This is a genomic window from Neptunomonas japonica JAMM 1380, from assembly GCF_016592555.1.
In the GTDB taxonomy this organism is placed as follows: Bacteria; Pseudomonadota; Gammaproteobacteria; order Pseudomonadales; family Balneatricaceae; genus Neptunomonas; species Neptunomonas japonica_A.
This window is the reverse complement of record NZ_AP014546.1, coordinates 3,401,344-3,414,463: the sequence shown is the minus strand read 5'-3', so window position 1 is coordinate 3,414,463 and position 13,120 is coordinate 3,401,344. Positions and strand designations below refer to the sequence as shown.

The following is a 13,120-nucleotide window of genomic DNA, read 5'->3' as shown; positions in this document are numbered from 1 at the left end:
TATGGTCGTAAGTTGCTTGGATCCGCCACAACGCGTATTGCCTGGCTTCGAAAATTTCAATCAATATTGGCTTGAGTCACGAGGTTGTTTCGCCGTAAAAATCAAACCTGGTGAGTTCTATGTTACTCAAAATAATGAAGCTATTACTACTACTCTCGGTTCGTGTGTTGCCGCCTGTGTGAGAGATCCTGTTATAGGCGTTGGCGGAATGAATCATTTTATTTTACCCTTCGCTGAAAGTAGTCGAGCAACCGACTGGTCTGATTCTTCACGGTATGGAGCCTATGCCATGGAGACATTGATTAATGCCGTTATGAAATTTGGTGGTGTTAAAGAACGCTTAGAGATAAAAATTACAGGCGGTGGTCGCATGGTCCAAGGAATGAGTGATATTGGAGGGCAGAATACGAGGTTTGTTACTCAATACTTACTGGATGAAGGGTTAGATATGCTCTCAGCGGATATAGGTGGTGATCAACCGCGTAATGTTGTTTATTTGCCTCAGCAAGGGCGCATGTTAGTAAAAAAACTAGCTACTTTACATAATAAGAAATTGTTGGCAGCAGAAAGCAACTTTAAAAATAGATTGGCTGCTGAGCCAATAGGTGGCGATGTTGAGTTGTTTTGAGCGAGATAAGGAGGAGTAGTACATGGAACGTATTAAGGTATTGATTATTGATGACTCCACTCTGATATGTCATGTGATAACAGAAGTTTTATCTGCAGATAGTGCTTTTGAGGTTGTGGGGGCTGCCCATGACCCTTATGAAGCGAGGGCAATGATAAAAGAGCTTAAACCCGATGTGCTTACCCTTGATATTGAAATGCCCAAAATGGATGGCATTACTTTTTTACGTAACTTGATGAGGCTACACCCTTTACCAGTCATTATGTTATCGACTTTTACTGCAAAAGGTACTGATGAAACTTTGACGGCATTAGCCATTGGCGCGATTGATTATATGCCCAAACCTCGATCGGGTGCGCAAGATATGGCGATGAGTGACTTTGCTGAAGAGTTAAAAGGAAAATTAAAAGCGGCGGCCAGTGTAAAAAATAAAATAGTAATGAGTCTTCCACCTGCATCGCGTCAACACTCTTCGCCCGTACTTAAACCGCTGAACTTAGAAAATAATATAGGGCAGAGCGTCATTGCTATTGGCGCATCAACGGGAGGAACAGAAGCATTACAGGAAATTCTCTCTGTTTTACCTAAGGATATTCCTCCTATTGTTATAGCTCAGCACATCTCAGCTTCATTTAGTGCTCGTCTGGCAAAACGTATCGACCTAAAAAGTGTGATCTCTGTCGTCGAAGCGACTGACGGTTTAGCGTTAGAGCAAGGTGTTGCTTATTTTGCACCGGGAGGACGTCACCTTAAAATAGAGCGCCATGGCACAAGGTTAATATGTAGAGTGGAAGATAGTGCTTTAGTAAATCGGCATAAACCTTCTGTTGATGTGTTGTTTGACTCACTGAATGCAGTAAACGTAGAGGTAGCTATCGCTGTCTTATTAACCGGCATGGGGAGTGATGGTGCTGAGGCAATGCTTCGCTTAAAGAAGGAGGGGGCTTATACAATTGCCCAAAATGAAGAAAGTAGTTTGATATGGGGGATGCCTGGTTCGGCTGTAAAATTGGGAGCAGCGGTAGATATCTTGCCACTCGATAAAGTATCTCAAGCATTAGTTAAAAAACTAAAAACATAATAGTGCTAAAGAACGGATGTTAATGATGAATAAAGACATAGGGATCATTATTTTAGTTATTTCATTCTTAGCACTTATTGTCGCCGAAAGTATGACAACCTCTAGTGTTCGTTGGGCTGCTGAAATGGGTTTGTTTTTTGGGATTTTGCTGGTGGGGTTACCGGGTATTAGAGGTAACAAGTCGCCTTCTGGTGCTGCTCAGCAACCGCCATCAGTACTGGAAAAAGAGGTTTTGGCCCCTATATTTGATCAAATAGAGCAGATAATAACCCATGAAGCATTGATTATTAAACAGGAAGTGGCACGTACTGATGGGATTATTAAAGAAGCTGTTCAGGTATTAGGCGACAGCTTTAAAGCCGTCAATTTACTTTCTAGTCAGCACAGAGAGCTTTCAATTGAACTCTTTAATAAAGCCAATAATCCTTCTATAGCTGCTACCAATTATAGGTATGTTAGCGAACATGCTCAGGTAATAGACGCTTTAGGAGAGCAACTCGAAGGTGCACTGAGTGATGCTGTTAGCTCGTTACAGTTTGAGGACTTATCTTCACAGGCATTAACTGCACTAAATCAGAATACTCATTTACTGACTCAAGTCGCTGAACAGCTAAAGTTGATATCATTTCATGATGCTACACAAATACAAACACAGCTAGATAATTTATTACACAGCTGCCGTGCAATAAAGCTACAGCAGTCGATAGCCGTTAAGCGCCCAGTTACCCAAGTGGGGATGCAAGCGGGGGACGTTGAAATTTTCTAAGCAAAATTTAGCAGGGTATCCTTAATGAGGACCGCGATTAATCCTTGAAATGCATGAAGTGATGCAAGAGTACTTGAAACTATTGATCTAGATCAGTGTTTATCGTTTGACGTAAAACTTGATGATTTTAAATATTGATGAATATCAATAAGCTAGGATTATTATAATAGATCTGAACACAAAGATTGAGCTATATCAATTTTTTCTAATGTGTAGCCGTGTAACCTATCATTAATGATAAAGCATTCTCTATGAGGTGATGGTTATGTTTGGTATTGATCCCTATGTTATGGAAACTCTTATACCCAGCTTAGTGGGTGTAGCTGCAATGGCAGGTGCAATGGTATGGGGTTTCATCAAAATTCGTCATCTGATGAACGATGACCAATCTGGAAAATAGTTTGAGTCTTCTAAAAAAACCCGCCTTTGCGGGTTTTTTTATTTTATCTTTACACCTTTTTAGCTCTTCTTATTAAGGCACTAGGTATAATGTACGTATATTAACTAGGCTAGATGTGAAATGTATCATAGTGAAAATTCACTTTTCTTCTTGTGATCGATATGGGTTATTAGAGGGAAAATGGAAGATTATCAAATACAACTGCTGTGTCCAGCGCAAAAAATAGCGCTTTCTAAGTTCTATAAGCGGAATCAATACAAAGGTAAATTAAAAGAGACTGATAGGGTTTGGGTCATGGCTCAACCGGGTAAAGTCGTGGGAGCCGCACGCTTTTGTCAGCAAGCGGGTTGTAGGGTATTACGTGGTGTTTGGATTGAAAGAGAGCTACGCAGCCGCGGTTTGGGGCATCAGCTATTACATCACTTACAATGTAAAGGTGAACTCGATGATTGTTATTGTTTTCCCTATCTTCACCTCGAAACATTCTATTCCAGATATGGCTTCAAGAAAGTGAAGTCGGCGCCTGCTGTATTAAAGTCAACATTAGAGCGCTATAACCGAAAAAACGCACAAGTTCTACTAATGCTTCAACAGGCATAGTTATACAAATAATGCTTATTTGAAGAGCTGTTATTTAGGCTTAGGTGAAAAACTTACAGGCTCAGTATTTAGAGAAAACTCAACAGTAAGCGGCAACGCTGTTGCTTGTTTGGTTTCGCTGTCTGTAGCGCGCTCCGTGTAATTAATAGCAATGAATCGGCCTTGGTTATTAGGTTCAATACTGATGATTTTTATCCTATCGCCAATGAAAGTACTATCGATGTGCTTGATCGTATTTTTTTGAGTATCTTGTAAAAATAGCCCCAAATAAAAAAATACTCCAGACCCTTGGTTGGAAACGCTAAAGGGGGCCGCGAAAATTATCTGCTTGTCCTTAGTCTCTGCATTAATCGTTCTGATCGTATCGAAATTAAGAGAAATGCTACCGTACTCTTCGCCGATAGAATATTGGCCTGTAGCCCAGCGTTGCATCTCCTGTTTTTTTATCTCCCTTAATGCTACAGAAATTGGCGTACTATTTTGCTCTGGAAGAAATATTGTAAAGTCTTCTAAGGTACGGATGCTGAACAATGACAGCATTACTTTTGAATAACCCTTGGTTTCCGCTTCGCGCATCAACTTATCGTACTGCACTATTTCACCATCGGCTAACTCGATATAAATATCTGCGTTGCTGTAATTGAATTGGTAGATACCCATAATGATGACAATAGCAGGCAGAATGATGAGTGATGATAGGGTTATCCAAAAGCGTTTTTTAAAAGCCATTGTATCCTCCGTTGCTGTATGTCGATGCACACCATAATTTATTTCTAGCAGCTTTATGTTACATGCGTTTGTATTCTTAACTTTCGTTATGATCAGAATGTAGCAAGTTATATAGGCTGGAAACAAGTAAAAGCCTGATCTATATAGAGTAATAGGCTCCCTAGCTTGCAGTAAAAGTGAAGGCGGTGGTGTGAATATATAGAGTTGAGCATGCAGGCTGGATTTTTTTGATTAAAAAACACTCTGTTGTTTCAGGCCCCTAAATAATGGGCTTTAGGATAGATGTGCAATTGAAACTGACATGCTTATCCACAGAAAGTGTGTGCATTTTAATGAGCGAGGGACTCTCTAGGTTCAGTGCTATTTATCGGATTTTTAGTAAGGCCTCATTAGTTATTGAGACCTAGTTTTGTACGTTATTTGTTGAATGCTTTTTTTGAGCACTTGTACAAAAAACAAACAAGGTGCAATATTAAAGAAGCTACACACGAAGGGAGGTCGTTACGATGATAGCATCGCAAATTTTCTCGAGCGTTGGCATTGGTTCTTTGATAGGTATTCTATTGGGCTTGTCTAGCTCGCCTGTTGTTGGCTTGGTCGTTGGTTCCATTACAGCACTACTAGCATCTTTAATTGGCTTAAAAACTCCCGCAACAGATGATGATTCAGCTTCTCAGGTTTTAACAAGCTCTCAACTTAAATTAGCGGGTATACGTACGGGCTCCTTCGGACTTGCCTGTGTACTGGGTATTGTCGTTGGTATTTATATGCGAACGCATAATGTGCTTTCGCCAGTAGAGCCGACTCTTGAAATTCAGTTTAATGAGTTGACTCAAATTGGCTTTAGCCCAAAAGAAGCGAGAGACTTATTGGTTATCACAAGATTTGGTAATAACAGTACTGCACAGGAAGGTGAAGGTTCAGCCACAATGCAATCGTTGGAGAAAACAGTACTGTTCGCAACTGATTCTACGTTATGTGCAAAGATTGCCGTTGACCGTTTTGAAAGCTTTGCTGCCTTGATGAGCTTTTATCACTCATTAGAGTTAAACGAACTTTCAGCGATGGCGGTAGCAATTAATCAGCATGTAAGTGATGACGATACAAGGATGGCTATTATGAAATCCACACTGGCTGGTATATGTGTACCTGCATAGCTCACTTTCTTAGGGGCTATGTGTTTTTCTTTATATTAATATGTTCATCTGACGCTATGGCACAGCCAGCTCGACAGGTACTAGAGCGAGTGAGTCAATCGGTTGTTAAGATAGAAACAGGAACATCATCTGCTACCGGATTTATTTGGCAAGATACTCAGTTTGTTGTGACTTCTTTGCATGTGGTCGATGGGCAGCAGAATATTACAGCGAACTATGTTAACGCGAATGGGCAGATTGTTGCCTCTTCTGCGGCGACTGTTGAGCGAGTGTTGAAAAAATCTGATTTGGTTATGTTGCGTCTTGATAACCCACTAAATAGGCCAGTATTAAAGGTTGGTTTATCTCCCTTAAAAATTAAACAGTCCCTTGATGCAGTGGGGTTTCCTCTCAATATTGCGGGATATAGTAGCACTGAAGTTAAGGTACGCTTTGGGGGAGACCAGCTGCGATCCATCTTGCCCTCCAAAGTATTACAAAAGATAGGCGAGTACCCAAGCATCACGCTAAAAATATTAAATCTAGAAGGTAATTTGGTGCCTGGGCTATCAGGTGGCCCTATTGTTGATAATAAAGGCCAAGTGGTGGGTATTGTTGATGGAGGCTTAGAGAGTGGCGCCATAGGTATAAGTTGGGGAATACCTGCGAGTGAATTACAACTGCTGGCTCAGTCAACAGATAGAAAAGTACCTAATGCTTCAGGTATTACTGAGCTGTTCGCTGCTGATTTGGACGCCAATGTAGGGCAGACGCAGCTGGTGGGGGATATTCGTTTAACTAAGTTACGAAGCCGTTCTTTTCAGCAGCTAGCTGAAACCGCGGATGATAAATTAGGCCTTAATCAGCTTGCTACGTTATTTAATGGATTTAACCCGTATGCCTTTAACTATGATATTTATCAGGATATGGACTCAGGGGCGATGATCGTTGTTCCTATGGGAGCCGAAATCAGTGAAGAGGATGAACTGACGATTATTGAATTTGGCGATGAGCGTATGGAAATGGTATTTGATATTTGGCGCGTTCAGAACTTAAATGAAGCACAATATTATTCTATCGAATTTGAAAATACATTGACGGAGTTAGATCACTATTCGCAAGTATTTCCGGATCCATATTGGAGTTATTTAACTCCAATATCTCAGTTTGGGGTAACGGTAAATCGCAAAGCTATTTATCGCAATGTTTTTAATGGCATGATGTGGCAAACAGATAAATACTACTTCGAAACGTTGGCAACCAACGGCTCAACTTTACTTGCGGTTGCGGCTGTTAATCATGATAACAGCCCTGAAATGGTTCAGCTTGAAATGTGGTGCAGCCAAGGCGGTTTTCATAATGAATGTGAACAAGTTGCTGCATCAAGAAAATTATGGGCACAAATGGTTTTAGGTGTGCAGTTTGCTAGTTTTCCTCAACATCAAATGCAGTAATTATTAGATGGAGGGAGGGGGTAGTATCCTAAACAGGCTCTAAATTAAGAGCCTGATATTAATTGATCAAAAAACAGGCATGGTTTGAGGCCCATTGATACGGGGCTTTAAGTGAGATGTTAAGCTGAAACCTACTTACTTATCCACAAGAAATGTGAGTATCTTCATCAAATAATAAATTATGTTTTTAGCCCCCCCTGTCAAAGGAAAGGCCAGCCTGTAAGTTACTAATATCAAATGTGACGCTTGTTTAAAGAAACCTGTAGGCAACTTACAAATCATCTCAATAAGAACGATTGGTTGTATCCTATATATAAGCGTTTGTATTGCCTAAGTCGTACAGAAGAAAAATAGGCTGCTAATCGTGATGAATGCATGGTTGGAGTTTTTTGCCCAACCATGTCTTTTAATACTCATCTGCTTAATTGAGGTTAGTTAAATGAGTACGTGTTTGCGATATTACATATTGAGGTTTTCTAATAGCTCTGTTGTGCTGCTTACATTGGCATATGATGGGCTAAGAGCCGCCATAAATGCTGCGTGTACATGAGTCGCTGGTACCGTTGTTCCATTAAATTCCAGATCACGTGCAGCACAAGCATCATGTGCCACCGATACCTCATAGCCTAAGTCTACGGCAGCACGAACGCCTGCATCGATACACATATGGCTCATCGCACCAACAATAATTAGTTTCTCTACTTTTAGTTTTTTAAGTACCTCTTGAAGCTCGGTGTCACGAAAGCTATTAGGTTTATGCTTGAGAATAATGGCCTCATTTTTTAGTGGGGTTACTGAGTGATGAATTTTCGCACCCTCTGAGCCCTGTAAAAAAAATGGTGCGTCAGCTGTTAAAAATTCATGGCGAACATGCACGATAGGCAAACCTTGGTTACGAAATGCTGCCAGTAGTTTTGCGCCTTGCCCTGCTGCTGCTTCAGTGCCACTGAGTGGCCATTTTCCCTCTGAAAAATAGTCGTTTTGAAAGTCGATTAATAATAATGCTGTTTGGGACATAAGTACTCTTCCTATTCTTTTGTCAGGTTTGTCTTGAGGTGTTGTGACTATTGTCTTAAAAAGCAGGTTGATATACTGGAGTCATAATAGGCATATAAAAGGTTAAAAATGACAATTAGTCGGATTTTCATAGGAATTATTGATTACCCAGGTGCACTGCAATCTGCGGTTCAAGGTCTTAGGGAGATGTTTGTTGCGGCAAACCGTATCTGTGTACAACAAAACCTGAATATTGCTTTTGATATAGAGATATACAATGTTGAACAGGTCGCAACATTTTCAAATAAGACATTTTTAAAGGATAAACAGCAAAGTAACTCATTACATGTTGTTATCCTTCCCCCTTGTCTGGAGGGCGAGTATTACATTTGTCCAGATCAGCACCTTAAAGCGTGGTTATTAGAGCAGCGCTCGCAAGGAGTGATACTTTGTTCAGTATGCGCAGGGGCTTTTATTCTGGCTGCTTGTGGGTTATTGGATCATCGTCCGGCGACGACACATTGGGGTTTGACGGAGCGCTTTAATAAGACTTATCCCAAGGTACATTTAGACAGCAATAAAATATTGATAAATGATACTGACCTTATGACAGCCGGTGGGTTGATGGCGTGGTTGGATTTGGGTCTGGAGCTGGTGGCTCAGTTTACCCAAGCGCGCATAATGCGATTACTAGGGAAGTATTTGATTGTTGATACAGGCTCACGCGAGCAGCGCTATTATCGCAGTTTTGTGCCAGCGTTAAACCATGGTGATCAAGCTGTACTTACTGTGCAGCATCACTTGCAGGTTAACTTTGCTAAAAATATTTCGATGCGTGATTTAGCGGCATTAAGTTGTTTAGGTGAACGTACTTTTTTACGACGTTTTGTTAAAGCAACAGAGCTAAAACCCAGCCAATACTTACAGCAATTACGTATACAAAAAGCCTGTGACCGGATTGAAAGCAGTCACGACAGTGTAGAACTTATCGCTACAAAAGTGGGTTATGAAGATGTGAGTGCGTTCCGTAAGGTCTTTATTAAAACAATGGGACTAACTCCGCGTGAGTTTAGACATCGCTTTGCGCACTGAGCATAAAAAAACCGGCTGAAATTACCGGTTTTTATTATGTGTTGTTGTATATGCTTTAAAGATTATAGAAAAGCAGCAAAGCGCTCATCAATTGGCGTATCTGCCAAGTGATTAATGTAGTTGCTCATAATCTTCTGAGCTAAACCTAGAACGATTTCTAGTAACTGCTTCTGGGTATAACCCGCATCGTAGAAGCTTTGTACTTGTGCTTGAGAAATTAAACCACGGTTGCGAACGATGGCTAGGGTTGTGTCATGCAAAGCCTGTAGCTTAGGAGTAGGCATCGGGCCACAGTTACGCAGCGCAGCAGTAAGTGCATCATCTACCTTCATCATTTTTGCAATGGCAGCATGAGCAGGTACACAATAATGGCAGCCGTGTTCAACGTTAATCGTTTGCCATACGACAGTAAGTTCTTCTGCATTTAAAGAAGTTGATTGAAAAAGCTTGTGCAGCAACTGGTAGGCTTCCAGCGCTTCAGGTGATTCCGCCATAACACCGTGTAGGCTGGGAATAGAGCCAAATGCTTTAACCGAGTTATCTAGTAGAGGTTTACTTTGTTCTGGAGCGGTTTCGCGTGTGTGTACGGTCAGGTTGTTCATGAGTATTTCCTATTTTGATCAACTGTTCAATAATTAAAGGTTATTTGATTTTGAGCAGTTGTTCAAGTTAAAATTGAACAACTGCTCAGGTTGGAACTAATGATGGCTAATGTTGCTAAATACGATCGTGATGATGTAATAAAAAAAGCGATGCTACTTTTCTGGGAAAAAGGCTTTAATGGCACCTCCACGCGTGATCTTCAGCAGGCCGTGGATCTTCGCCCGGGTAGTATTTATAGTGCATTTGGCAGCAAAGACGGTTTGTTTAAAGAAGCACTGCGTTGCTATTCAACCAATACACACGCATTACTGCAGGAAAAAATTCAGCAGCAAGGTTCTCCTTTATCTGGGCTGCAGGCATTTATTCACTGCGTAGTGGTTCGCAACCGTAGCTCTGCACCCAGCGATATGTGCATGCTAGTTAAAGCGGTGGCGGAGCTAACTGATAGCAACCCAGAGCTATTACAAGAAAGCCAAAGCTTGATGAAAAAAGGAGAGCTAAGTTTTGCTAGGGTGCTACAAGAAGCGCAGGTTCAGGGTGAACTTTCTCTTAGTGCAGACCCACAGTCCTTGGCTAAATATATACAGGTTCAACTTATAGGCTTGCGTACTTATTTACGTACTAGTAATGATGTTGTTGCGGTAGAACAGTTGATTGAAAATACCTTTCAAATGTTAAAAGCACCTCACTAACTCGTTGCGGTCGCTAATAAATTTCTCACTTTAATCTTGGCCAAAATGTGGCTCTATATCTCGAGCTTGGCTGGATCTTCCTCCTCATCCTTATATTGTTAACACTGATCAAAAAATAACAATAAAAACAGAAGAGTAGACACATACTTTCTGGGATCTGGAGTAGCCTTTATGACGCCGGTAGAATGGCTGTTGCTGACAGTAATTATTGCTATTGCTGGGGTAGTTCGTGGTTGTATTGGATTTGGTTTTTCTGCTTTAGTGGTTGCCTCATCGACACTATTTCTTGATCCAGCAATCGTCGTCCCTATGTTGGCAATACTTGAGATCGTAGCTAGTATTCATATGGCTATCACAACATGGCGTGATGCAGAACGTAAGATACTTATCTATCTCATGATTGGCGCAACAATGGCCACGCCGCTAGGTGTTTATGCACTCGTTATACTACCCGCTGACAGCATACGCCTATTACTGTCACTTATGATATTAATACTAAGCGGCTTGTTAGCCCGCGGCTGGCAGTACCGTGGCCGACGTGGACCAGTAACGTTTTTTTCTCTTGGTTTGCTGTCAGGTGTTTGTAACGGTGCGGCGGCAGTAGGGGGCCTGCCTGTTGCGACTTTTCTAACAGCGATGAATTTGAGTATGGCGTCTTTGCGCGCTACATTGGTGTTGTTCTTTTTTGGAACAGATATTGTTTTTATACTCAGTGCATCGGGTCACGGGTTGTTCTCTCAATCGTTACTAATGATGAGTGCTTTGATGATAATCCCTATGACGTTGGGTGTTCATTTTGGAGGGAAACTATTTACAATCGTTCCCGAGCAACGTTTGAGATCCGGGGTTATTTGCTTGCTGATACTGCTGTCACTGATAGGTCTAATACGTGCTGCTATCGGTCACTTTTAGCTTTGTACATCTGCATGTCAGCAGCTTTGATTAATGACTTAAGATTACGCCCATCCTCTGGGTAAATAGCGACCCCAACAGAGGCATTTAACTGCAGAGTATTATTAGGGAGTAAGCAATTTAGAGGTTGAGTTAGTGATGCTTCAAAGCGGTCTTTAATAATTTCTGCTGAAGATAGGTTAATATTATCGGTTAAAACAACAACAAACTCATCACCGCCAATGCGCGCTAATAAGTCGTGTGGTCTCATCAGCATTGCAAAGCGTTGTGCCACTTCTATTAGTGCCTCATCACCTTTATCATGGCCGTGTTTGTCATTAAGTTGCTTAAAATTATCCAAATCAATAAACAGCAATGCGAAAGAAGGCGCTGGACACTGATCATCTGGCTTGAGCAACTTTGAAACAAATAACTCAAGGGCCGCACGGTTAGCAGTATTTGTTAATGAATCAGTGAGTAGATCACGGCGCATTTCCATTAGGGAGCGTGCCAATACACCAATTTCATCAGTCCGTTGTAATGTGATACTGGATAGCTCAGGTTCTCCTCTTTCCATGACGGCATGAGCCATGGAGGTTATATCACGAGTAAACCTCATCAGAATCATTAGCCCGAGTAACATAGCTAGTACCACGGCGACTGTGCCTAGTATCAATACCATGTAAACCTGCTGTGTAACGCCGGTGAGAATATCGCTATTAGGGACTGCAATCACTGCGATCCAGTCTAATCCGGCATTATCTGTAATGTGCTTATAAGCCACATTAATTTTTTCGTTAAACTCATCTGTAAACGTAAGGGTGCCCACTGATGAACGATTCTCTTTTTTAGCTATTTCTGGGATGAGTACTTGGTAAGTGGATTTGATCATGGCATTACCTGAGTCATTTACATCCATTCGGGTCATCTGCCCGTCATTAGTTTTTTGCACATTAGGCACATTGGACGCAGCGAGCAGGTCACCATTGCTCTCTACCAGAAATGCTAACCCATGTTCACTTACTTCTAAGTCAGAAATAAAGCGGTTTAGCTTTAATAATGAAACATCGGTGGCCACTACACCAGTAAAGCTGTCTTCAGGTGAGAGCACTTGACGGGCACGCGTCACGACTAAGTCTTGGGTCGAAAAGTCCACATAAACAGATGTCCAAATATGTCGGTTGGTGCTTTTCTCTCTAGAGCTGAACCATGGGCGTGTGCGCGGGTCAAAAATGCCGCTTTCAGTTGAAACTTGAGTTGTTTCTCCATTGATACTACTTAAACGTAAATAGCGGCGAGGCTCCATAGGGTCTGTCTTAATACGAATTTCTGCTTCTTCATTATTTAGTCGTTTCAGCCCATAAGATTGGCCTGCAATATTGCCATAATAAACATAGTCGTTTGGGTCGGTGTGTAATGTCGTGGCTGTCCAAAAGCGGGTCCGCATTGCATCGAGCTCAGTACTAATATCATCGGAAGCGGCTAAACCAACGGGGAAGGCTGCTTCTAAAACAGCGCTAGAGCCGTACATGTGATGATCTACTGCTTGGCCAATGCGCTCTACCATTTCTAAAGAAAGGCGTTCTGAAAGGCGTGAAACGGTATTGCTACCAGCCCAATAGGAAAGAAGGCCAATGGTGATTGTAAGAAGAGTGATCAGAAAGACATATGGAAAAATCAGTGTTGCTTTCAGCGACCGGAAACTTGTTTTGGTTGCAGACATCTTATTTGTTCCAATAATGCGAGCTAGCGATAGATATAATCTGGGTTATTATATCTTGTATCGTTGCTGTATTAAGACATTTTTTAACTATGTATCTAAATAAGTCATTTCAAGCGAATGCTATCAATGCGAATAAATGGGAACTTTTCGGATAGAAAGAATTAGGCCATTTTTTAATGGTGGAATTTTGTTTCTGGCTGAGTGGTGAGATAACGTTAGTAAGAGAGCTTGCGCTTATTGTGATAGCCTCAAGGCCATTATTTCTAAGCTTGGATGGCATTTGTAAGTAGCTCACTTGGGTGCTGTTTGATCAGTATTATCAGAAGTCT

14 protein-coding genes are annotated in these 13,120 nt (G+C 41.4%); 10 read left to right on the top strand and 4 right to left on the bottom strand.

Annotated elements, in window-relative coordinates; genetic code table 11:
- Nucleotide 1 precedes the first annotated feature (1 nt).
- From cheD to NEJAP_RS16065, 5 genes are all read left to right on the top strand, one after another.
- Entirely contained in the window at nt 2-628 is a 627-nt protein-coding gene (gene cheD / locus NEJAP_RS16080) for a chemoreceptor glutamine deamidase CheD (protein WP_201348178.1), read from the top strand.
- Nucleotides 629-650: 22 nt separating this feature from the next.
- A complete protein-coding gene (locus NEJAP_RS16075) occupies nt 651-1,709 on the top strand; it encodes a protein-glutamate methylesterase/protein-glutamine glutaminase (RefSeq protein ID WP_201348177.1) in 1,059 nt (352 codons plus the stop codon).
- A gap of 25 nt (nt 1,710-1,734) precedes the next feature.
- Entirely contained in the window at nt 1,735-2,475 is a 741-nt protein-coding gene (locus NEJAP_RS16070; protein ID WP_236590968.1) for a hypothetical protein, read from the top strand.
- Nucleotides 2,476-2,740: 265 nt separating this feature from the next.
- Entirely contained in the window at nt 2,741-2,875 is a 135-nt protein-coding gene (locus NEJAP_RS19465) for a hypothetical protein (protein ID WP_268927814.1), read from the top strand.
- Between the two features lie 180 nt (nt 2,876-3,055).
- Complete coding sequence (locus NEJAP_RS16065) at nt 3,056-3,475, top strand: GNAT family N-acetyltransferase (protein ID WP_201348175.1); 420 nt, start codon at nt 3,056-3,058, stop codon at nt 3,473-3,475.
- Between the two features lie 30 nt (nt 3,476-3,505).
- On the opposite strand, the gene NEJAP_RS16060 is transcribed toward NEJAP_RS16065, so the two are convergent.
- Nucleotides 3,506-4,204, bottom strand: coding sequence for a hypothetical protein (locus NEJAP_RS16060; protein WP_201348174.1), 699 nt, complete (start codon nt 4,202-4,204; stop codon nt 3,506-3,508).
- 506 nt (nt 4,205-4,710) lie between these two features.
- Between NEJAP_RS16060 and NEJAP_RS16055 the strand changes: the two genes are divergently transcribed.
- Nucleotides 4,711-5,361: a hypothetical protein gene (locus tag NEJAP_RS16055; protein ID WP_201348173.1), complete on the top strand. Its 651-nt coding sequence runs from the start codon at nt 4,711-4,713 to the stop codon at nt 5,359-5,361.
- Nucleotides 5,362-5,450: 89 nt separating this feature from the next.
- Nucleotides 5,451-6,794 carry a S1 family peptidase gene (locus tag NEJAP_RS16050; protein WP_201348172.1) on the top strand — a complete coding sequence of 448 codons (1,344 nt, stop codon included), beginning with the start codon at nt 5,451-5,453 and terminating at the stop codon, nt 6,792-6,794.
- 459 nt (nt 6,795-7,253) lie between these two features.
- Here the strand turns inward: NEJAP_RS16050 and NEJAP_RS16045 are convergent, their stop codons facing one another.
- Nucleotides 7,254-7,811 (bottom strand): cysteine hydrolase family protein, encoded by a 558-nt coding sequence (locus tag NEJAP_RS16045; protein WP_201348171.1) that lies wholly within the window; start codon nt 7,809-7,811, stop codon nt 7,254-7,256.
- Nucleotides 7,812-7,919: 108 nt separating this feature from the next.
- Between NEJAP_RS16045 and NEJAP_RS16040 the strand changes: the two genes are divergently transcribed.
- On the top strand, nt 7,920-8,882 hold the full coding sequence (locus NEJAP_RS16040) for a GlxA family transcriptional regulator (RefSeq protein ID WP_201348170.1): 963 nt from the start codon (nt 7,920-7,922) through the stop codon (nt 8,880-8,882).
- 62 nt (nt 8,883-8,944) lie between these two features.
- Here NEJAP_RS16040 and NEJAP_RS16035 read toward each other — a convergent pair whose 3' ends face one another.
- Nucleotides 8,945-9,484, bottom strand: coding sequence for a carboxymuconolactone decarboxylase family protein (locus tag NEJAP_RS16035; protein ID WP_201348169.1), 540 nt, complete (start codon nt 9,482-9,484; stop codon nt 8,945-8,947).
- A 99-nt stretch (nt 9,485-9,583) separates the two neighbouring features.
- On the opposite strand from NEJAP_RS16035, the gene NEJAP_RS16030 reads away from it, so the two are divergent.
- Nucleotides 9,584-10,177, top strand: coding sequence for a TetR/AcrR family transcriptional regulator (locus tag NEJAP_RS16030; RefSeq protein ID WP_201348168.1), 594 nt, complete (start codon nt 9,584-9,586; stop codon nt 10,175-10,177).
- A 171-nt stretch (nt 10,178-10,348) separates the two neighbouring features.
- Nucleotides 10,349-11,089 (top strand): sulfite exporter TauE/SafE family protein, encoded by a 741-nt coding sequence (locus NEJAP_RS16025; protein ID WP_201348167.1) that lies wholly within the window; start codon nt 10,349-10,351, stop codon nt 11,087-11,089.
- On the opposite strand, the gene NEJAP_RS16020 is transcribed toward NEJAP_RS16025, so the two are convergent.
- Complete coding sequence (locus NEJAP_RS16020) at nt 11,073-12,791, bottom strand: sensor domain-containing diguanylate cyclase (RefSeq protein ID WP_201348166.1); 1,719 nt, start codon at nt 12,789-12,791, stop codon at nt 11,073-11,075. The two genes, NEJAP_RS16025 and NEJAP_RS16020, sit on opposite strands and share 17 nt — an antisense overlap.
- Between the last annotated feature and the right edge of the window lie 329 nt (nt 12,792-13,120).

Excerpts from the sequence above, each read along its gene's own strand:
- cheD (WP_201348178.1), top strand. The coding sequence starts at position 2 with ATGGTCGTAAGTTGCTTGGATCCGCCACAACGCGTATTGCCTGGCTTC.
- NEJAP_RS16040 (WP_201348170.1), top strand. The coding sequence starts at position 7,920 with ATGACAATTAGTCGGATTTTCATAGGAATTATTGATTACCCAGGTGCA.
- NEJAP_RS16025 (WP_201348167.1), top strand. The coding sequence starts at position 10,349 with ATGACGCCGGTAGAATGGCTGTTGCTGACAGTAATTATTGCTATTGCT.
- NEJAP_RS16030 (WP_201348168.1), top strand. The coding sequence starts at position 9,584 with ATGATGGCTAATGTTGCTAAATACGATCGTGATGATGTAATAAAAAAA.
- NEJAP_RS16070 (WP_236590968.1), top strand. The coding sequence starts at position 1,735 with ATGAATAAAGACATAGGGATCATTATTTTAGTTATTTCATTCTTAGCA.
- NEJAP_RS19465 (WP_268927814.1), top strand. The coding sequence starts at position 2,741 with ATGTTTGGTATTGATCCCTATGTTATGGAAACTCTTATACCCAGCTTA.
- NEJAP_RS16020 (WP_201348166.1), bottom strand. The coding sequence starts at position 12,791 with ATGTCTGCAACCAAAACAAGTTTCCGGTCGCTGAAAGCAACACTGATT.
- NEJAP_RS16075 (WP_201348177.1), top strand. The coding sequence starts at position 651 with ATGGAACGTATTAAGGTATTGATTATTGATGACTCCACTCTGATATGT.
- NEJAP_RS16060 (WP_201348174.1), bottom strand. The coding sequence starts at position 4,204 with ATGGCTTTTAAAAAACGCTTTTGGATAACCCTATCATCACTCATCATT.
- NEJAP_RS16055 (WP_201348173.1), top strand. The coding sequence starts at position 4,711 with ATGATAGCATCGCAAATTTTCTCGAGCGTTGGCATTGGTTCTTTGATA.
- NEJAP_RS16065 (WP_201348175.1), top strand. The coding sequence starts at position 3,056 with ATGGAAGATTATCAAATACAACTGCTGTGTCCAGCGCAAAAAATAGCG.
- NEJAP_RS16045 (WP_201348171.1), bottom strand. The coding sequence starts at position 7,811 with ATGTCCCAAACAGCATTATTATTAATCGACTTTCAAAACGACTATTTT.
- NEJAP_RS16035 (WP_201348169.1), bottom strand. The coding sequence starts at position 9,484 with ATGAACAACCTGACCGTACACACACGCGAAACCGCTCCAGAACAAAGT.